General features: G+C 29.1%; 18 protein-coding genes. 3 read left to right on the forward strand and 15 right to left on the reverse strand.

Going from position 1 to position 20,422, the window contains the following annotated elements; all coding sequences use genetic code 11:
* Window positions 1-4 precede the first annotated feature (4 nt).
* Window positions 5-1,267 (reverse strand): EF-P 5-aminopentanol modification-associated protein YfmF, encoded by a 1,263-nt coding sequence (gene yfmF, locus ACN6I1_RS11845; RefSeq protein WP_419742042.1) that lies wholly within the window; start codon window positions 1,265-1,267, stop codon window positions 5-7.
* Window positions 1,268-1,276: 9 nt separating this feature from the next.
* Window positions 1,277-2,383, reverse strand: a complete 1,107-nt coding sequence (locus ACN6I1_RS11850) for a CbiX/SirB N-terminal domain-containing protein (protein WP_419742043.1) — start codon at window positions 2,381-2,383, stop codon at window positions 1,277-1,279.
* Window positions 2,384-2,496: 113 nt separating this feature from the next.
* Here ACN6I1_RS11850 and ychF point away from each other — a divergent pair, with 113 nt between their 5' ends.
* A complete protein-coding gene (ychF, locus tag ACN6I1_RS11855) occupies window positions 2,497-3,594 on the forward strand; it encodes a redox-regulated ATPase YchF (RefSeq protein ID WP_419742044.1) in 1,098 nt (365 codons plus the stop codon).
* Window positions 3,595-3,949: 355 nt separating this feature from the next.
* Here the strand turns inward: ychF and ACN6I1_RS11860 are convergent, their stop codons facing one another.
* The 3 genes from ACN6I1_RS11860 to deoC all read right to left on the reverse strand — a co-directional run bounded on the left by ACN6I1_RS11860 (window position 3,950) and on the right by deoC (window position 10,043).
* Window positions 3,950-5,404, reverse strand: coding sequence for a UDP-N-acetylmuramoyl-L-alanyl-D-glutamate--2,6-diaminopimelate ligase (locus tag ACN6I1_RS11860; RefSeq protein ID WP_419742045.1), 1,455 nt, complete (start codon window positions 5,402-5,404; stop codon window positions 3,950-3,952).
* A 197-nt stretch (window positions 5,405-5,601) separates the two neighbouring features.
* The gene (nifJ, locus tag ACN6I1_RS11865; protein WP_419742046.1) at window positions 5,602-9,141 is read right to left on the reverse strand and encodes a pyruvate:ferredoxin (flavodoxin) oxidoreductase; all 3,540 of its coding nucleotides are present in this window, start codon (window positions 9,139-9,141) and stop codon (window positions 5,602-5,604) included.
* A 227-nt stretch (window positions 9,142-9,368) separates the two neighbouring features.
* Window positions 9,369-10,043 (reverse strand): deoxyribose-phosphate aldolase, encoded by a 675-nt coding sequence (gene deoC, locus ACN6I1_RS11870; protein ID WP_021430057.1) that lies wholly within the window; start codon window positions 10,041-10,043, stop codon window positions 9,369-9,371.
* Between the two features lie 250 nt (window positions 10,044-10,293).
* On the opposite strand from deoC, the gene ACN6I1_RS11875 reads away from it, so the two are divergent.
* A complete protein-coding gene (locus ACN6I1_RS11875; RefSeq protein WP_021430030.1) occupies window positions 10,294-10,689 on the forward strand; it encodes a winged helix-turn-helix transcriptional regulator in 396 nt (131 codons plus the stop codon).
* A 139-nt stretch (window positions 10,690-10,828) separates the two neighbouring features.
* Here ACN6I1_RS11875 and pduL read toward each other — a convergent pair whose 3' ends face one another.
* The 7 genes from pduL to ACN6I1_RS11910 form a co-directional block, all read right to left on the reverse strand.
* Window positions 10,829-11,398, reverse strand: a complete 570-nt coding sequence (pduL, locus tag ACN6I1_RS11880; protein ID WP_021430061.1) for a phosphate propanoyltransferase — start codon at window positions 11,396-11,398, stop codon at window positions 10,829-10,831.
* Between the two features lie 77 nt (window positions 11,399-11,475).
* Window positions 11,476-12,744 carry a 3-phosphoshikimate 1-carboxyvinyltransferase gene (gene aroA / locus ACN6I1_RS11885; RefSeq protein ID WP_419742047.1) on the reverse strand — a complete coding sequence of 423 codons (1,269 nt, stop codon included), beginning with the start codon at window positions 12,742-12,744 and terminating at the stop codon, window positions 11,476-11,478.
* Window positions 12,737-13,765 carry a 3-dehydroquinate synthase gene (gene aroB, locus ACN6I1_RS11890; protein ID WP_419742048.1) on the reverse strand — a complete coding sequence of 343 codons (1,029 nt, stop codon included), beginning with the start codon at window positions 13,763-13,765 and terminating at the stop codon, window positions 12,737-12,739. Before aroB ends, aroA begins: the two co-directional genes overlap by 8 nt.
* Complete coding sequence (aroC, locus tag ACN6I1_RS11895) at window positions 13,750-14,922, reverse strand: chorismate synthase (RefSeq protein WP_419742049.1); 1,173 nt, start codon at window positions 14,920-14,922, stop codon at window positions 13,750-13,752. The genes aroB and aroC overlap by 16 nt, the downstream gene beginning before the upstream one ends.
* A 44-nt stretch (window positions 14,923-14,966) precedes the next feature.
* Window positions 14,967-15,557, reverse strand: a complete 591-nt coding sequence (locus tag ACN6I1_RS11900) for a flavodoxin family protein (RefSeq protein WP_021430108.1) — start codon at window positions 15,555-15,557, stop codon at window positions 14,967-14,969.
* A gap of 10 nt (window positions 15,558-15,567) precedes the next feature.
* A complete protein-coding gene (locus tag ACN6I1_RS11905; RefSeq protein ID WP_419742050.1) occupies window positions 15,568-17,337 on the reverse strand; it encodes a SpoIIE family protein phosphatase in 1,770 nt (589 codons plus the stop codon).
* Between the two features lie 32 nt (window positions 17,338-17,369).
* On the reverse strand, window positions 17,370-17,858 hold the full coding sequence (locus tag ACN6I1_RS11910; RefSeq protein WP_025162717.1) for a hypothetical protein: 489 nt from the start codon (window positions 17,856-17,858) through the stop codon (window positions 17,370-17,372).
* A 98-nt stretch (window positions 17,859-17,956) separates the two neighbouring features.
* On the opposite strand from ACN6I1_RS11910, the gene ACN6I1_RS11915 reads away from it, so the two are divergent.
* Window positions 17,957-18,430, forward strand: coding sequence for a hypothetical protein (locus tag ACN6I1_RS11915; protein ID WP_419742051.1), 474 nt, complete (start codon window positions 17,957-17,959; stop codon window positions 18,428-18,430).
* Window positions 18,431-18,459: 29 nt separating this feature from the next.
* Here ACN6I1_RS11915 and ACN6I1_RS11920 read toward each other — a convergent pair whose 3' ends face one another.
* From ACN6I1_RS11920 to ACN6I1_RS11930, 3 genes are all read right to left on the reverse strand, one after another.
* Window positions 18,460-18,657, reverse strand: a complete 198-nt coding sequence (locus ACN6I1_RS11920; RefSeq protein ID WP_119472409.1) for a hypothetical protein — start codon at window positions 18,655-18,657, stop codon at window positions 18,460-18,462.
* A 126-nt stretch (window positions 18,658-18,783) separates the two neighbouring features.
* On the reverse strand, window positions 18,784-18,999 hold the full coding sequence (locus ACN6I1_RS11925) for an alpha/beta-type small acid-soluble spore protein (protein WP_021430022.1): 216 nt from the start codon (window positions 18,997-18,999) through the stop codon (window positions 18,784-18,786).
* A 198-nt stretch (window positions 19,000-19,197) separates the two neighbouring features.
* Complete coding sequence (locus ACN6I1_RS11930) at window positions 19,198-20,421, reverse strand: NAD(P)/FAD-dependent oxidoreductase (RefSeq protein WP_035115745.1); 1,224 nt, start codon at window positions 20,419-20,421, stop codon at window positions 19,198-19,200.
* Between the last annotated feature and the right edge of the window lies 1 nt (window position 20,422).

A 20,422-nucleotide genomic window follows, 5' to 3' on the forward strand; every position in this document is an offset into this window, starting at 1 on the left:
CCTCCTAATTTCTTAAGAAATAAATAGTATCTAATTGTAATTTTTTAAACACACTAATAATTTCTTCTTTATTCACTTTTTCTACATAATTAATAATATCCTCTATACTTAAATTTGTTTTACTTATATCTTGAGAAAATTTAAAATCAGATAATCCACCTATACTATCTTTTAAAGATCTCATAGAACTTATAAGTGATATTTTACTATTTTCAAGTTCTTCGTCACTTATATCTCCATTTATAATGCTTTCTATTTGTTGTCTAACTAAATCTGTTGTTTTTTCATAATTTTGAGTTTCTATACCTGAAGATATGAATAGTATTCCTTTATATTTTTCTATAGATGAATATATATAGTAACATAAGCTTTCTTTTTCTCTTATATTTATAAACATTTTAGATTGTGGTCCTCCACCTAAAATATTGCATCCTACAACTAGAGGGTAATAATTTTTTGCATCTGCAAAGTCTGTATTCGTTCTATATCCCATAACTAATTTACCCTGAGTTATATCCATTTTATCAACTATATTTTTAACAGATTTAACATTCTTTTCATATTTTTCTCTAGGTATTTCTATGACTTTTTCTCTTTCAAATTTAAATTTATTTTTTATAATATCTATAACTTTGTCTTCATCAAATTCACCTTCTATAACAATATCTATAGGAGATGTTTTTAAAATATCTTTATAGTGATTGTATAGATCTTTACCATTTATTTTATCAATTTCTTCTATATATCCGTATTCACTTATACTAAACTTTTCATCTTTGCACATTTCTTCAAAACATCTTTCTAGGGCATATCTTCCTTTATCATTTATCTTAGCTTTTATTCTTTCAGCTAAATTTTGTTTTTCTAATTTAAGATATTCCTCTTTAAAACCACCATTCTCTGTTAGTGGATTATTTATTATTTCATTCAAAAAATCTATTGAATCTGTAAATATAGGTTCTTCTAAATATTGTTCATTAGTTGTTACTAATTTTATATTTAAAACCTGTCTTTCCCCTCTCTTACTTACATCAGCTAAGATAGACGCACCATACAAATCTTCCAATTTATTAGATATATCTTTTAATGTTTTGTATTTGTTACTTGCATTAGTTATCATATTTGGAATCAAAGCATTTTTTGTAGTTTCATTCTTGTCTAAAATCCTTTGTATGTATACGCTAACTAAATTTGTTTTAAATTTTTTAGACTGTATTAAAGTTAAATTTATATTTTCATCTAAATTTATTTTTTTTATATTCTCCATATAATCCTCCTATTTTTCTATTAACAATATTTGAGTATACATTTCATCAATAAGTATCTTTACTTTATCTTTTGGTTCTATATAATGAAATCTAACCTCCGAAGTATCTAATTCTTTTAAAATACTTTCAACTAAATTTTTATTGTACATGTTATCAATTGTACATGTAGGAATAACTACATGCAATACATCGATTCCATATTCTAGAAGTTGTTCTCCTGATTTTATTATATCGTCTTTATTATTTTCTAAAAGTGGTAATTTTATTTGAATTTTTGTATTTTTCTCTTTTTCTATGTAATATTTTATTTTTTCTCTAAAAATAATATCTTGTTCTAAATTATTTTCATCTTCTAATCCTATTAAAAGAACACCTGAATCTACATCTTCATTTTTTATATTTCCCAAAATCTCATTAGTGTATGACTTTGCTAAATTGTTGGATTTATAAAAAACATCAGTAAGTTTAATATTCACTCCATATTTATTAAGACTCATACTATCTAATCTTTTGTTAAATATATCAAAATCTTTACCCTCTGTTATAAACATGGGACATATTATTATATTTTTATACCCTAGCTCCACAACCTCTTGTACCATATTTTCAAAATATGGTTTAGTGTACATATATGCATCAACGACTTTATATTTAGATCCTAATTTAGATCTTAACCCCGATGAAATTTTATGTGCAGTATCTTTAAATTCACTAGTGCCTAGATTTTCATAGTACCCTTTATACTTATGCAAATTATATATACTGGATATGTATGCCTCGTACCCCTTATCAAAATAAATTTCACTTGCACGTTCTCTAATATTATATTTTTTAGATTCTCCATCATATACAAGCATTACTAAAGTTTCATCTTGAATATCTCCATGTTCTATAGATTTAACTGCTATATCATCCTTTATGAAAACTACAATTAATAAATTTATTATTAAAAATGATACTATAAAACCTGCAAATAATTTTTTATAATCTTTTTCATAATATATAAAATATGTATATACAGACACTGTCGCAGCTATAATAAATATATTCTCCATATACCCATCAAATATAATGCTCAATCCAAATAAAATACCTAAACAAATTGGCATAACCATTGAATCAACTCCATTAAAAGTATAGTTTGCATGACTAATATATATGATGTATAATTAGAATGTATGTCTAAATTAAAATAAATATAAGACTTAAGAAGAGAGGAAGATACAATATGAAATTAGGTATAGTTGGTTTACCAAACGTAGGTAAAAGTACACTATTTAATGCGATAACTCAAGCAGGTGCTGAATCTGCTAACTACCCTTTCTGTACAATAGAGCCAAACGTAGGTGTTGTGGCTGTGCCGGACGAAAGACTAGAAAAATTAAAAGAACTATATGATTCTAAAAAAGTTGTGCCTACAGCTATAGAATTTTGTGATATAGCTGGTTTAGTTAGAGGTGCATCTAAAGGTGAAGGTCTTGGAAATAAATTCCTATCTCACATAAGAGAAGTTGATGCAATAGTACATGTTGTTAGATGCTTCGAAGATCCTAACGTTGTTCACGTTGATGGTTCAGTAGATCCTTTAAGAGATATAGAAACTATAAACTTAGAATTAATATTCTCTGATATAGAAATATTAGAAAGAAGAATTCAAAAGACTCAAAAAGCTGCTAAAGCAGATAAATCTTTAGCTTCAGAGCTTGAGTTCTTAAAAGAAATAATGGCTACTTTAGAAGATAGTAAATGTGTTAGAACTATGGAATTTACTGAAGATCAACAATCATTTGTTAACTCATTAAACTTACTTACTTCTAAACCAGTTATATATGCTACTAATGTAAGTGAAGATGATTTAGCTGATGAAGCTCAAAACAATGAATATGTAAATAGAGTTAGAGAATTCGCAGCAACTGAAGATGCTGAAGTTGTTGTTGTATGTGCTCAAATAGAAGCTGAAATAGCAGAACTTGACACTGACGAAGAAAAGAAAGAGTTCTTAGAAACATTAGGTCTTGAGCAATCTGGACTTGATAAACTTATAAAATCTTCATATGCTTTACTTGGACTTGTTTCTTATTTAACTGCTGGACCTCAAGAGGTTAGAGCTTGGACTATAAAGGTCGGAACTAAAGCTCCTCAAGCTGGTGGTAAGATACACTCTGATATAGAGAGAGGGTTCATAAGAGCGGAAACTATAGCATTTGATGATTTAGTTAATGTAGGAACAATGACAGCTGCTAAAGATAAAGGTTTAGTTAGACTTGAAGGTAAAGAATATATAGTTAAAGACGGAGATGTTATACTATTCAGATTTAACGTATAATATAGAAAAAGTATCGATATTTTTTATCGATACTTTTTTTAGTTAATAACACTAGAGGGAGTGAGAGTATATTTTGCTACACAAGATGAAAAAATGCTTGAAATGTAGCTAAAATATACTCTCACTCCCTCTTATATAAATTCACAAAATCTTTTAACTAGTATCGCACCTTATCTATCTACGGTAACGTCTAAAGGTGGAAATATTATTTGATAGTACTTATGTGCTAAAATTAAAGTTTTAAAATCAGATTAGCGAAGATTGAATATATAAGATTTAGCGACTTTTAAAGCATCTTTCCAGCTTTAGGATCAAAACTTATATATTCACCTGAGCGCCCCACTGTTTTAAACTATTATTTATTTTGTAAAAATTCGTTAGCTATTTCTTTATCATCAAAGTGATGTTTAACTTTACCGATTATTTGGTAATTTTCATGCCCTTTACCTGCAATTAGTATTACATCGCCTTTTTGTGCCATTTCTATAGCTTCTTTTATAGCTTCTTTTCTATCTATAACAACTTTGTAATTTTCTTTAGATTTATCTAATCCTTCTAATATATCATTTATTATAAGTTCTGGATCTTCTGTTCTTGGATTATCTGATGTTACTATACATATATCTGAAAGTTTTTGAGCAATATCTCCCATTAAAGGTCTTTTAGTTGTATCTCTATCTCCTCCGCATCCAAATACTGTTATTATCCTATTTTTAACAAACTCTCTAGCTGTTTTGATTACATTTTCTAATGCATCTGGAGTATGAGCATAATCTACTATAACACTTATTCCAGTTTCATTAGATATAGCTTCAAATCTTCCTGCTACTCCACCTGTATTTTTTAATCCATTTAGAACTATTTCTTTAGGAATTTCAAGTGCATAACATGTAGCTATAACCGCTAGAGTATTATAAACCGTGAATTTACCGGGAACCGGAACAAATATATCTTCTTCATAAGTTGGAGTTACAAGTTTATATGATACTCCTCTAGCTTCTATTTTTATGTCTTTAGCCATAAAATCAGCCTCGTGATCTATAGCATAAGTGTAACATTTTGTATCTAAATTTTTTATATTTTCATATATAACTTTTCCGCCTTCATCATCTATATTTATAACATTAGCATTAGTTGTCATATAGAATAATTTCTCTTTAGCATTTCTATAATCTTCTAAATCCTTGTGGAAGTCTAAGTGGTCTGGTGTTAAGTTAGTGAATACCCCAACCTTATACTTAGTTTGAGCCACTCTGTTTAATGCTAATGCATGAGATGAAACTTCCATAGCACAATACTTACATCCATTATTTATCATTTGATTGAAGTAATCTTGTAAATCTCTGCTTTCTGGAGTTGTTGAATTTGATTCAATTTCTTTGTCTCCATCAGATATTTTTATAGTTCCTATTAATCCTACTTTATTATCAGCTGATGTTAGTATTTCATTTAAAAATGTAGTTATACTAGTTTTTCCATTAGTTCCCGTAACTCCTATAACATCAAATCTTTGACTTGGATGATTGTAGAAATTATCTGCAACTTTAGCCATATCTTCTCTAGTGTTTTTAACTTTTATGAAAGTTACTCCATCTCTTTTGATATCTTCTTGAACTAAAAATGCCTTTGCACCTTTTTCTATAGCCATATCTATAAATTTGTGTCCATCAACTGTAAATCCTTTAACACATATAAATAGGTCATTTTCTCCTACTTTTCTAGAATCATATTGTATGTTATCTATTTCAATATCTAAACTTCCTTTAGTATCTAAAATATCTAAGCCTTTTATTACTTCTTTTAGTAACATAAATTTAACCTTCCTTCAATAAAAAATTCGCTATGCTTGAATACTTAACTTATTAATCAAGTTTAGCAGTTAGAATTTATAACTATATTATTATATAACAATATCATAAAAATAGAAATTGTCTAGTATGCTATTTTTATTGCAAAAAATGCAAAATAAAATAGAGAGGATGAAATCCTCTCTATTTATATACTAGATTAGTTTTGTTCAGCTAATCTCTTATAACTTTCGTATCTCTCTTTTGCATTTTCTTCTGCCATTTCAAATAATTCATCAGCTACATCTGGGAATTGTTTAGCTATAGCAGAATATCTTACTTGTTTCATTAAGAAATCTCTGAAGCTTTCAGTTGCTTCTTTAGAGTCTAATGTAAATGGATTCTTACCTTCAGCTTTTAAAGTTGGGTTGAATCTGTATAAATGCCAGTATCCACACTTAACAGCTTGCTCTATGTTTGCTTGAGCTCTTCCCATACCTTCTTTTAATCCATGAGATATACATGGTGAGTAAGCTATTATTAATGATGGTCCATCATATTTTTCAGCTTCTACTACAGCTTTTATTAATTGGTTCTTATCTGCACCCATACCAACTTGTGCTACATATACGTTTCCGTAAGACATAGCCATCATACCTAAATCTTTCTTTTTAGATCTCTTACCTGCTGCTGCGAATTTAGCCATTGCTGCAACTGGAGTTGATTTAGAAGCTTGACCTCCTGTATTAGAATATATCTCTGTATCAAATACTAATACATTTACATTTTCACCAGAAGCAAGTACATGATCTAATCCACCGTAACCGATGTCATAAGCCCATCCATCTCCTCCTAGTATCCATTGAGATCTCTTAGCTAAATAATCTTTTCTTGATTCTATTTCAGCTACTAAAGCTTTTATTTCAGCATTTTCTATATTATGAGCATTTGCTAATACTGCAAGTACTTCTTCAGCTGCTTTAACTGATGCTTCACTATCTTCTCTATTTTCTAACCAGTTAGTGAATGCTGTTCTTGCTGCATCACATATATCCATAGATATTAATTGTTCCATAGTCTCAACTAACTTAGCTCTCATTTGTTTAACACCTAAGAACATACCAAATCCGTACTCTGCATTATCCTCGAATAATGAGTTTGCCCAAGATGGACCTTTACCTTCATGGTTTACAGTGTATGGAGTTGATGGAGCTGATCCTCCCCATATAGAAGAACATCCAGTAGCATTAGCTATCATCATTCTATCTCCAAATAATTGAGTTACTAACTTAAGATATGGAGTTTCTCCACATCCAGCACAAGCTCCTGAGAACTCCATAAGTGGTTGTCTAAATTGACTTCCTTTAACTGTTGTTGGAGCCATTATATCTCCTTTTGGAGCTACTTTCTTAGTATCAACTGCAAATGCCCAGTTTTCAACTTCAACTTCTTGAGTATCAAGAGGTTTCATAACTAAAGCTTTTTCTTTAGCTGGACATACGTCAGCACAGTTTCCACATCCAGTACAGTCCATTGGACTTACTTGCATTCTGTATTGTAATCCTTCAAATCCTTTACCTATAGCTTTCTTAGTATCGAATTTTTCTGGAGCATTTTTCATTTCTTCTTCATTAACTAATACTGGTCTTATACATGCATGAGGACATATGTAAGCACATTGGTTACATTGGATACAGTTATCAACTATCCACTCAGGAACGTTTACTGCTACCCCTCTCTTCTCATATGCAGCAAGTCCAGCTGGGAATGTACCATCTTCTATTCCATTGAATGTACTTACAGGTAAATTATCTCCTTCTTGTGCATTCATAGGTCTTACTATATCTTTTACGAAAGCTGGTTCATTAACTTCTTCTTTAACAGCATCTTTAGCATCTGCCCAGTTAGCTGGTATATTAACTTTAACTAAAGCATTCATACCTGCATCAACAGCTTTGTAGTTCATATTAACTATTTTTTCACCTTTTTTACCGTAAGCTTTCTTTATAGAGTCTTTTAAGTACTCTACAGCATCAGCTTCTGGTATTATTTGAGCTAACTTGAAGAATGCAGATTGCATTATCATGTTTATTCTATTTCCAAGTCCTATTTCTTGTCCTAATTTAGTACCGTTTACTGTATAGAATTGGATATCATTTTTAGCCATGTAATTTTTCATAGCTGCAGGTAAATGTTCGTTTAACTCATCTTCATTCCATATAGTGTTAAGAACGAATATTCCACCTTTCTTTAATCCTTTTAATAGATCATATTGATATACATATGATTGATTATGACAAGCAATGTAATCAGCTTCATCTATTAAGTAAGTTGATCTTATAGGAGCATCTCCAAATCTTAAGTGAGACATTGTTATACCACCAGATTTTTTAGAGTCATATGCAAAGTAAGCTTGAGCATACTTTTCAGTGTTATCTCCTATTATTTTTATAGCTTGTTTGTTAGCTCCAACTGTACCATCAGATCCTAATCCCCAGAACTTACATCTTACAGTTCCTTTTTGAGCTATTTTTAATTCATCAGATAATTCTAAAGAAGTGTTAGTAACATCATCAACTATACCTAATGTAAATTGATCTTTAGGATTTTCTAATTTTAAGTTATCATAAACTGTTTTTATATGAGTAGGAACAGTATCTTTTGATCCTAATCCGTATCTTCCACCTATTATCATAGGAGCATTTTCTTTTCCATAGTATACTGATTTAACATCTAAGTATAATGGCTCTCCAGTTGCTCCTGGCTCTTTAGTTCTATCTAATACACATATTCTTTCAACTGTTGATGGCATAGCATCTACAAAGTGTTGCATTGAGAATGGTCTGTATAAGTGAACTTTAACTAAACCGTACTTTTCTCCTTGTGCATTTAATACATCTATTGTTTCTTCTATAGCTTCTGTTACAGATCCCATAGCTACTATTACATATTTAGCATCTTCTGCTCCATAGTAATCAAATAGTCCATGTTTTCTTCCAGTTAACTCAGACATTTGGTTCATGTATTTGTCAACTATTCCAACTATATCATTGTAATATTTATTTGAAGCTTCTCTTGTTTGGAAGTATATATCAGGGTTTTGTGCTGTACCACGAGTTACAGGGTGATTTGGTGATAAAGCTCTGTTTCTGAACTCTTGAACAGCTTCCATATTTAATAATTTAGCATAATCTTCATTTTCTAATAATTCAACTTTTTGTATTTCGTGAGATGTTCTGAATCCATCAAAGAAATGTATAAATGGTAATCTACCTTCTATTGCAGCTAAATGTGCAACTGGTGCTATATCAGCAACCTCTTGAACTGATCCAGAAGCTAATAATACACATCCTGTTTGTCTAGCAGCCATAACGTCTTGGTGGTCACCGAATATTGATAAAGCTTGTGATGCTAAAGCACGAGCACTTACGTGGAATACTCCAGGTAATAACTCTCCAGCTACTTTATACATATTTGGTATCATAAGTAATAAACCTTGTGATGCAGTGAATGTTGATGTTAATGCTCCAGCTTGTAAAGAACCGTGGAATGCTCCTGCAGCTCCTGCTTCTGATTGCATTTCTACAACACTAACCTTTTGTCCAAATACGTTTTTTCTTCCTTGTGCAGCCCATTCGTCTACAACTTCTGCCATCGTAGATGATGGAGTTATTGGATATATTGCAGCTACATCTGTAAATGCATATGCAACGTGAGCAGCAGCAGTGTTACCATCTACTGTTTTCATAAATTTTGCCATAGTATGTATCCTCCTTGTATATTCCTCCCAAAATAGTCCTTTGTATTCTATATTGAGTAAATATTTTGAATAGTTTAAGATATTCTTAAGTAATAAATTCTACATTAACTTACAAATTCCTTCTATTCAATATATGTTTTTGTTTTTTGTATACTTTAAAAGTTCAATATTACATATATACCCTATTTTGTATACTTAAAACATTTTTCTGCATTTTTTTATTTTTTTTAATATCCTTGTGTTTCAGAATCTTCACCTTTAGCAATTGCAATTGATGCACTTGCTCCTATTCTAGAACATCCAGCCTCAATTACAGCTTTTGCATCTTTTTGATTTCTTACTCCACCTGAAGCTTTTACTCCTATATTAGGTCCAACAACATCTCTCATAAGTTTTATATCTTCAGGAGTAGATCCGCCTGTTCCAAAACCAGTTGATGTTTTTACATAATCAGCTCCAGCTTTAACTGATAATTCACAAGCTATTTTCTTTTCTTCATCATTTAAATAGCATGTTTCTATTATTACTTTCACTAATGCTCTTTTATTAGAAGCATCTACAACAGCTTTTATATCATTTAGTACATAATCGTACTTTTTATCTTTTAATGCTGCTATGTTTATAACCATATCAACTTCATCTGCACCTTTTTTAATAGCATCGTCTGTTTCAAAAGCTTTTACTTCTGATGTATTTGCCCCTAGAGGGAATCCTATAACAGTACATACCTTTACATTAGATCCTTCTAATTCTTTCTTTGCAAGTTCTACATTTGCTGGGTTTATACATACTGAAAAGAAATTATATTCTTTAGCTTCCTTACATAATTGCTTTACATCATTTTCTGTGGCAAAAGCCTTTAAAATAGTATGATCAATCATTTTTGCTATATTTTTATCCATAAATATGTCTCCTTTTTATTTTTATAATGTTCTTTTATTATAGCAAATATATACATTTTTTGTATATATCACTTACTTATTATAATTTACAGAGTATCATATTTTTATTAAAAAATTTTAAGGTATCAACGAATAGATAGCTTGCGAAATTCATGATATAATAGTACCAATTAAGTTTTTTTATAACAAGTAGGTACTTTTTTGTTTTATAGTACCCAAAAGTATACTATTATAATTCAAGGTGGTTATTATGAAAATTCAACTCGAGGTACAAGATCATTCTAAATGTCACATGAATGAAAGATGTAATAAGTATGAAATGTGTCCTATAAACTTAGTTCATAAAATCATTTCGGGAAAATGGAAAATATTAATTCTTTGGTATTTAATGCCTAATCCTCTTAGATTTAGTGATTTAAGACGCAAACTTCCTGATGTAACTCAAAAAATGTTAACACAACAGTTGAGAAGTTTAGAGTCTCATAACTTAGTCTATAGAAAAGTATATCCTGTAGTTCCTCCGAAGGTAGAATATGGACTTACAGAATGTGGGGAGAAACTTATTCCAGTTTTAGAAAGTATGTATAGCTATGGGGTAGATTATCTTCAGGACAATAGTTTGGATAGCTTAAAATTAGATAAGTAGTTTTTGTGTGAATAGAGCCTTTATTGTATGTATAGGATTTGATTTAGTTTCTTATTTACATATATCTATAATTCAATCTTAAATAATTTCATATAAACAAAAAAAGTATGTGAAAAATCACATACTTTTTTTATATATATTACTCAGCTATTAACTCTACCATATCTCCGTTTCTAACAGCTGCTGCATTTCCTTCTTCAACGTCAACATGCATTTCTAAAGCAAAGTTAGCATTAGCTCTTACTAATACATTTTCGAAAACTATAGATCTAGGTCCGAAAGTTCTAACTTTTACTATTTGCTTGTCTTTTACTCCAAATTTAGCTGCGTCATCTAAGCTCATATGTATATGTCTTGATGCAACTATAACACCTTCTGTTAATTCTACTTCACCTGCTGGCCCAACTAATTTAACTCCTGGAGTTCCTTCTATATCTCCAGATTCCTTTATTGGAGCTTTAACTCCTAAAGTAAATCCGTCTGCTAAAGATATTTCAACTTGTGTGTTAGGTCTAGCTGGTCCTAAAACTCTAACTCCTTTTATAGTTCCTTTAGGTCCTACTAAATCAACTTTCTCTTCACAAGCATATTGCCCTGGTTGGCTTAATGGCTTGAATTCTACTAATTGATGACCTGCTCCAAATAATGTCTCTATATCTGCTTGACTTAAATGAACGTGTTTATTTGATAATGCTATTGGTAATTTCATTTATAAAGTCCTCCTAAGTTTTTTAAAATATTGCAATACAATTATACATAATATTCCTAATAAAATCAAATTTTATTCTAATTTTGCTTTAATAAATTATTTATTAAATCGAAATATCCCGGAAAAGATATATCTATACAAGCTGTATTATCTAAGTTTAATTTACCTTCTGAAATCAATGAAGCTACTGAAAATGCCATAGCTATCCTATGATCATTAAAAGTTTTTATATTTGCTCCTTTTAATTTTGTTTTACCTTTTATTACCATGCCATCTTCTAGTTCTTCTATTTCTGCTCCCATGTTTTTTAAATTTTCAACAACAGCTTTTATTCTATTACTTTCTTTTACTTTGAGTTCTTTTGCATCTTTTATTACTGTTGTTCCGTTAGCTTGAGTTGCTAAAATTGCAATTACAGGTATTTCATCTATTAATCTAGGTATTAAATTTGAATCTATAGTTGTACCTATTAATTTGTCGCTATATCTTACAATTAAATCTCCTACAACTTCTCCGCTTTCAACTCTTTTATCTATAATTTCAAAATTTCCATTCATAGCTTCTAATACATCTATTATTCCTGTTCTAGTTTCATTTAATCCAACATTTTTTATAAGAACTTCTGAACCTTCAACTATACTAGCAGCTGCAATTATAAACGCCGCTGATGAAATATCTCCTGCTACATTTATATTTCCTACTGAAAAAAGTTCCCTTACAGGTTGTACATCTATTTTTAAGTCATTAGATTTTATATCAGCTCCAAATGACTTTAACATTATCTCTGTATGATTTCTACTTTTTGATTTTTCAATTATAGTACTACTACTATCTGCATATAAAGATGCTAATATTATAGATGATTTTACTTGAGCAGATGCAACTGGCATTTTATACTCAATTCCATTTAAATTTCCACCATATATAGTTATAGGAGTAAAATTTGCATCATCATTTCCTTTTATACTACATCCCATTAATCTTAGCGGGTCAGTTACTCTTTTCATGGGCCTTTTCCCAATAGATTCATCCCCTATTACAGTGGACTCAAATTCATTTCCAGCAAGTATGCCCATCATAAGCCTTATCGTCGTACCTGAGTTTCCAACATTTAAAATTTCATTAGGCTTTTTTAGACCTCTCAATCCAACACCCTTTACGATAACTTCATTATCATTTATATCTATATTTACACCCATTTTTCTAAAACAATCAATGGTACTTAAACAATCTTGTCCCATTAAAAAATTTTTTATTCTTGTAGTACCTTTCGCTATAGATGAAAACATTATAGCTCTATGAGATATGGATTTGTCTCCAATTAACTCTACAGTTCCTTTAAGCATTAGTGCACCTCTTTATTACTTCTAATATTTCACTTTCTTTTATATTATCAAAAACTTCCACTTTTCCTCTTCCAACTGGTATAACTAGATTTATACTTCCAAAACTGTTTTTCTTATCACTTTTCATCAAGTCTAGTATTTCTTCTGGATTATGGTATTTAATAGAAATAGGTATATTTAATAATTTAGATACGTATAAAAATTGTTGGTAGTATTCAGCGTCTATAAATCCTTTATCTAAGGCTAAATTAAATGCCATGTTTGTACCTATATTAACCGCAAACCCATGGCTTAATCCACAAAGTTTTTCAATTCCATGACCAAATGTATGACCTAAATTCAAAATTTTTCTTAATCCATTTTCTTTTTCATCTTTGCTCACTACTTCCCATTTTATACATGTGCATTTATTTATAATATAAGACAATACATCTTGATTTTTCAATAATACACCTTCACTATTATCAATTATGTAATTTAAAAATTCATAATCATATATAAATGAGTATTTTAAAGCTTCTGCCATCCCACTTAAAAACTCACTTTCATTTAAAGTTTTTAGTGCATTTACATTTATATATGTAAATTTAGGTTGATAAAATGCTCCTATTATATTTTTTATATTGCCTATATTTATACCTGTTTTTCCTCCAACAGATGAATCAACTTGAGCTAATAATGTTGTCGGAACTTGAATTAAATCAATTCCTCTCATATACGTAGCTGCAATAAATCCAGCTAAATCTCCTACAACTCCTCCCCCTAATGCAATTATAGCTGATTTTCTAGTTATCCCAACAGTTATGCAAAATTCCATTATATTTTCATAAACAGCCAAAGTTTTAGATTGCTCTCCACTTTTAACTATAAACACTTCTATAAACTCATGATTCAATACCTTTACAAATTCATCAAACTGATATCTATTTACATTTTCATCAGTTATTATAAGTAGCTTATCGTATCTACAGTTTAATTCAAATTCATTATAATCATATTCAATTTTTATAGATTTTTCCATCCTCTATCACCTAGCCTATTCATATACGAATTATAGTTATTCACTACATCTTCTATATTATCTTTTCCAAATTTATCTAACATAAATTGTAAAATTACAAACGCAACTACATTTTCACATACAACACTGCATGCTGGAACTGCACAAGTGTCTGATCTTTCAACAGTCGCTTGGAAACTTTCCAATGTTTTCATGTTTATAGAGTTTAGAGGTTTGTATAGTGTAGGTATTGGTTTCATTGCACACCTTACTACAATTTCATCACCTGTAGTCATTCCACCTTCTATTCCGCCTAATCTATTACTTTCTCTGTATATACCTTTTTCATCGTTATAGAAAATTTCATCCATAACATTTGATCCTCTATTGTTTGCAACGTCAAATCCTATTCCTATTTCTACCCCTTTTATAGCTTGAATACTCATTACATTCATAGCTATGTGAGCATCTATTTTTTTATCATAATGGACATACGATCCTAATCCAGGAGGTACGTTTTTTACCCTTATCTCAATTATTCCGCCTAATGTATCCTTTTCAGATTTAGCCATATCAATTTCTGATATCATTAATTCTTCTATATCTTTATCAATACATCTAACTTCACTTATATCCACATTGTCTTTTATAAACTCAAAGCTATATAGTTTATCAACCTTTGCATTTCCAATTTGAACTACATGTGATGCAAATTCTATGTCAAATGTTTTTAGAACCTGTTTGCAAATTGCTCCTATTGCAACCCTACTAGCAGTTTCTCTCGCACTCGATCTCTCCAAAACATTTCTAGCATCATCAAAATTATACTTTAAAGATCCAATTAAATCTGCATGGCCTGGTCTTACTTGTTCAACTTTTCTAGTTTCTCTATCAATATCTTCAACTGGATTCATATATTTAATCCAATTTTCATAATCTTTATTTTTTATTTGTATAGCTATTGGTCCTCCAATAGTAGTTTTTCCCCTAACCCCGCTAAGTATATCCACAGTATCACTTTCAATTTTCATACGCCCGCCTCTTCCATATCCAGATTGGCGTTTTTTCATCTCTAGGTTTATTTCATCTATATTTAAACTAACATTGGCTGGAATTCCGTCTATTATTGATGTCAAACATTTACCATGTGACTCTCCACTTGTTATATATCTAAGCATAAATTTCTCCTCTCGTTTGGTTTATACGTAAAAAAAGCTTGTATTTAACCAAGCTCTTTTATATCTTTCACATAATTTTCTATTTTTTTTTCTAAATGTACCTTTTCAATTTCATTCTCTATAAAAGCTAATTTATCACTGCTATTTATATAATGATTATAAGATAGCTTGGTATTTATACTTTTAAAGAAAAAATCCATAACTATCTGTCCACCTTTAAATTGAGATGGATATGGATCACTACCTCCAACGGCAATATACATACCAACTCGTTTTTTATTTCTATCAATGGATGGTTTTTTTAGTATATATTTACTTGCATATATTGCTTGTGTTCTATCAACCACAGTTTTAACTTTTGCAGATATGCAATCAAAGTGAACAGGACTGACTACTATAGTTCCTTTAGCCTTATCAAACATATCATACATAGGTGTCATATCATCCTTAAATTTACAAAACCCTGTTTTTTCACAAAATCCACAAGCTGTGCAATATTCTATGTTCATATCATATATGTCAAAAACTTTGTAGGTTATTTTATTTTCATCCAAATTTTTAATTATCGATTTTACTACAGCTGAACAATTTTTATTTTTTCTTGGACTTCCATTTATTATTAAAACCTCGCTCATATTAATCTCCTTATCTCTCTTTAAGAGTAACAATTAATATATCATCTTCAAAGTTGCTTTTTCTTGAAAACTCCCATAGCTTCGATTTCAAGCTAGTTTCCATATCATCTTGATCTGAAGAACTGGTTTCTTCTAAAAATGTTTTTAGCCTATCAACACCAAATTCTTCTTTGTTGTGGTCTTTTATTTCTAATACCCCGTCTGTGTATAAAGAAACAGTTTTATATTTAGATATATCAATTTCTTTATCTGAGTATTCTACTTCTTCTAGTATACCTATTGGTATCCCCTTACTACATTTTAAAAATGAAGCCTTATGATTCTTATCTACTCCAATTGGATAGTAATGACCTGCATTTGATACAATCATTTTATTTTCATTACTTTTTATTACCGCTATTATGCAAGTGGTAAAAACTCCCATTTTATCAAATTCATCAAATAAGAATTGATTTATATTTTCCATTATTTCGCTAGGTGTATCGTATTGTTTTGCTAATACTTTAAATGCTCCCTTTATCATAGCAACCATGTAGTTGGATACAATACCATGTCCCATTACATCCGCTAGTATAGTTACAACCGTTCCATCATCTTTCTTTATAGTATGGTAGAAATCTCCACCTACTACTTTTGCTGGTTTATGAAAATATCTCAATTCTCTATTGTTATCTAATACTTTATTCCCTTTATTCATTATAAGTTTTTGTTGTTGATTTAAAACTTTAAGCTCATTTTCTAAAACTTGATGCTTTACCTCACTTTTACTATACTCATACAACTGCATAGCAACAGCTACTTGCTTAGCAAGTATACTAAGTATATTTAAATCGTCTTTAGTGTAGTTTTTAGCATTAGTACAAGCTATATATCCTACTATATCATTTTTATTTATTAACTTATGATATATATAAGTCTGAATTCCTTGTAAGTCCACATCCCCATGTATTTCATTTGAGTACGAACCTACAGTTTGGCTGTCAATTATTTTATCTAATGTATAATAAACATCTGGTTTAATTTTATCTAAGGTAAAAAAGCTTGATAGCTCTTTTTTCTTTCCATTTATATTTGCTCCATGTATTACTATAACAGCTTCTCTACTTTTTGTTATATTACAAGCTTGTTTACTTAGATGATCTAAGAAACTCTTTATATCTTTGTTTAAATATAGTTTCTTTGTTGCATCATTTATAGAAGATATAGCTCCTCTTAATTTGTGTATAAGATTTTGTATATCATTATTCTTACTTGTTATCTCTATAGATAAACTTATTAAAGATGCTACTGACGAAATAAAGTCCATATCATCATCTGTAATTTTATCATCTTCTGTTAAAAAGCATGTCATAAATCCAGTTACTTTATCATGAACTATAAGTGGAAATACGATTCTTCCTATATATCCTTCATTTGTAGCTAAATCCCTCTCATCAAGAGCTCTTTCATCTGAAAATACATTTTTAACATAAACTACTTTTTGCTCTTTTACAGCCTCATGAATATACTTAGGATACTGATTAAAATCTATTTTAACTCCTATTGGCTTCTCTATAGGAAACACCTTAGATATATAGTTTAGAGTTTGCGAACACACTAAATAAGCATGTTCATAATTATTTTTATAAAATAAATTTACACATGCTTTTGCTGGATGAACTACATCTAACATTTTTTCAACTATTTTATCTTTTATTTCAAAGAAATTATCTGACTCCGTTACTAAGGTTGATATTTCTACTACACGCTTAAGTCTGTCATTTTCATTGTAGTAATTCATATAGGTGTTTTCTCTCCCCTCTTTATAAAAGTCTATTTATTAATATTACTATATATATCTTTTATAGTAAACATAAAAACTATTATAAAGCACCCTATGATTATGTAGTTAAAGTTCGAAAATATACCTATAAACAATAAACATACTAATGCGTTTATCTTTTGCTTAATTTTATCTGTAACTACACTTTGACTACTAGATTCTAAATTTATTTTTATATTTTCCATTCCATCTTTAACCTGATCTGTTATTTGATTTGCAATATGAAGTTTACTAATTCCATATAAAATTAGTATCAATGTACTCCCTACTCCAAATAATATATTAATACTTAATGATATTACTATTATAGTTAACCCTATTATTAATTTGAATGCTACTAAAAAAAAGCTGTCTACCTTCATAGCTATATTACTTATATCTTTAAATTCATCTCTAATATCATATTCTTTACTTGGCATACTTTTCATTTTTGATTTAACTATTTCAGAATAAAAAAGCTTAATAATACCATTTATCATAAATTCATCCTCCTTTATATATATTTGTAATATTTACAATTATATTATTTCCTATACTTGTTAATACTGTTAATATAACGTAATTAAGGAGTGATTTAATGCTTATTGAAGATTTAGACTTGGAAACCAGAAGTAAGATATATAGTTTTACTAAAAAAATTTTAAGAAAATATCAAAAAGGTATAACTACAGGAAAATTAACTGCTGCTAAATTTGCTGAAAATATACTATCTAACGAAGAAATAACAGATGTTATAAATTCTAATTTACTTGATGACGAGGATTTTAAAAATTCCTATACAAGTTATATTCAAACACTTATTAAGGATCAAAATGAAACTATTAGTAATTCAAAAAAGAAAAAAATTAAAAAAACAGTGTTAAAACCATCAATTACTCAACAAATTCAATTAAAAAAACTTTTACACGAAACTGGTTTTGAACTTAATATACCTCAACAATATTTAAATGAAAATGACGTTAGTAATATTTCAAAATATATTTCCACTGGGCAAATAGATTTAGGTAATGAAAAAATTTATAATTATGTTCATAAAATACAAAAGCACTAAGGTATATAATTTCCTTAGTGCTTTTATATTTATCCTAAAGCTTTTTCTAACTTAGAAAGATGTTGAATTGGATAATACTTAAGTAATTCTCTAAATTGTTCAACTGAAAGTCCTTCAGTTGTAGTATATATTCTTATTTTTTCATCTAAATCTCCATTTATAAATTTAGTTTTTACTTCTTCAAAGTTTATTGCCATAACAACTATTCCTCCTTTTATGTATTTCATTTATATTTTGTCCATCTCTTCTATTTTTACTCTAAAATTAAAACAAATAAATTTAACTTTAATAATTTGTACACATTTTTATTTTTGAACATAAAAAAAGGAAGGTTTTACCCTTCCTTTCTTTAATTATCTTTGTTGTCCACTTAATTGTTGTTCTGCCATTTCAACTAATTTTTTAGTCATGTATCCACCAACATATCCATTTTGTCTTGCTGTCATATTTCCTTTGTCAGCAGTGTCATAATTAGATATACCTAATTCATTTGCTATTTCTAATTTCATTTGTTTTAAAGCTGCTTTAGCTTCTGGTACTGCTTTAGTGTTATTATTGTTTGTTGTCATGTTGATTACCTCTCTTTATATTAGTTTATTTGTAGTATTTATGGAGTTTTATTTATAAGTGGCAAATTTACCATGAACAACTTTTACTCCATTTACTTTGTTCGTTGTTCATGTTCTTATTATGCCAATCTTAGTTTTTTATATACTAAATTTTATAAATTTTTTATTTTTTTTTAACTACAAATGTTAAAAGAGAATTTAACAACTTATTCCCGCTAAATATCCTGTTGAAAATGCAATTTGTAAATTGAAACCACCTGTATATCCATCTACATCTATTACTTCTCCTGCAAAAAATAGACCGCTAACGATCTTTGATTCCATCGTTGATGAATTTATTTCATTTGTCTTAACTCCTCCAGATGTTACTATAGCTTCATCTATAGGTCTATATCTTTTTATATTGAATTCCATATTTTTTAATAAATTAACTAAATGTTTTCTTTGTTCTTTTGAAATCTGATGAACTACTAAATCTTTATCTATACCACTTTGTTTAATAACATAAGGTATTAGTTTTTTAGGTAGTAAATCATCTAAACTATTTTCAAATTTTTTATTAGTATATTTTTTAAAGTCCTTTTGAATTCTCTTATCTAAAGTTTCTTCACTTAAGGCTGGCTTTAAATCTAAATAAATCTTATATGTTTCATTTTCAAAAGATTTCATTCTGCAACTTGCTGATTTTATTATAGGCCCATCTATTCCAAATTCATTAAATTCCATTTCTCCAAAATCTTCAAAGATATTTTTTCCTCTCTTATCCATTACTTTTATAGCAACATTTCTAAGAGATAGCTTATTTAACTCATAAACATCTTCCATAGTTTCAAGTCCAATTAAAGATGGTATAGGTTTCACTATAGTATGTCCTAAATTTTTAGCAAATTTATATCCATCACCTGTTGAACCTGTTCTTGGGTAACTCATTCCTCCAGTTGAAACTATTACACAATCACAGTTTATAATCTTTTTATCTTTTAGAACAACACCTTTGACGTTTCCATCTTTTACCTCTATCTTATCAACTGATGCATTCATAACAATTTTCACATTATTTTGTTTTAATTGTTTTTCTAGTGCAACAACAACATCCTTAGCTTTATCACTCTCTGGAAAAACTCTTTTTCCTCTTTCAGTCTTAGTTTTTACTCCAAGAGAATTAAACATATCTATAACTTGATCATTTGTAAATGTATAAAATGAACTATATAAAAATTTTCCATTAGTAGGAATATTTTCAATAAGCTCTTCAATATCACAATCATTAGTTATATTGCATCTTCCTTTTCCTGTTATAAGCAATTTTTTGCCTAATCTATCATTTTTCTCTAGTAAAGTAACATCGTGACCCATACTAGATGCAGTTGATGCTGCTATCATCCCTGCTGCTCCTCCACCTATTACAACTACTTTTTTCAAA

Source organism: Paraclostridium dentum (assembly GCF_048568265.1).
Classification (GTDB): domain Bacteria; phylum Bacillota; class Clostridia; order Peptostreptococcales; family Peptostreptococcaceae; genus Paraclostridium; species Paraclostridium dentum.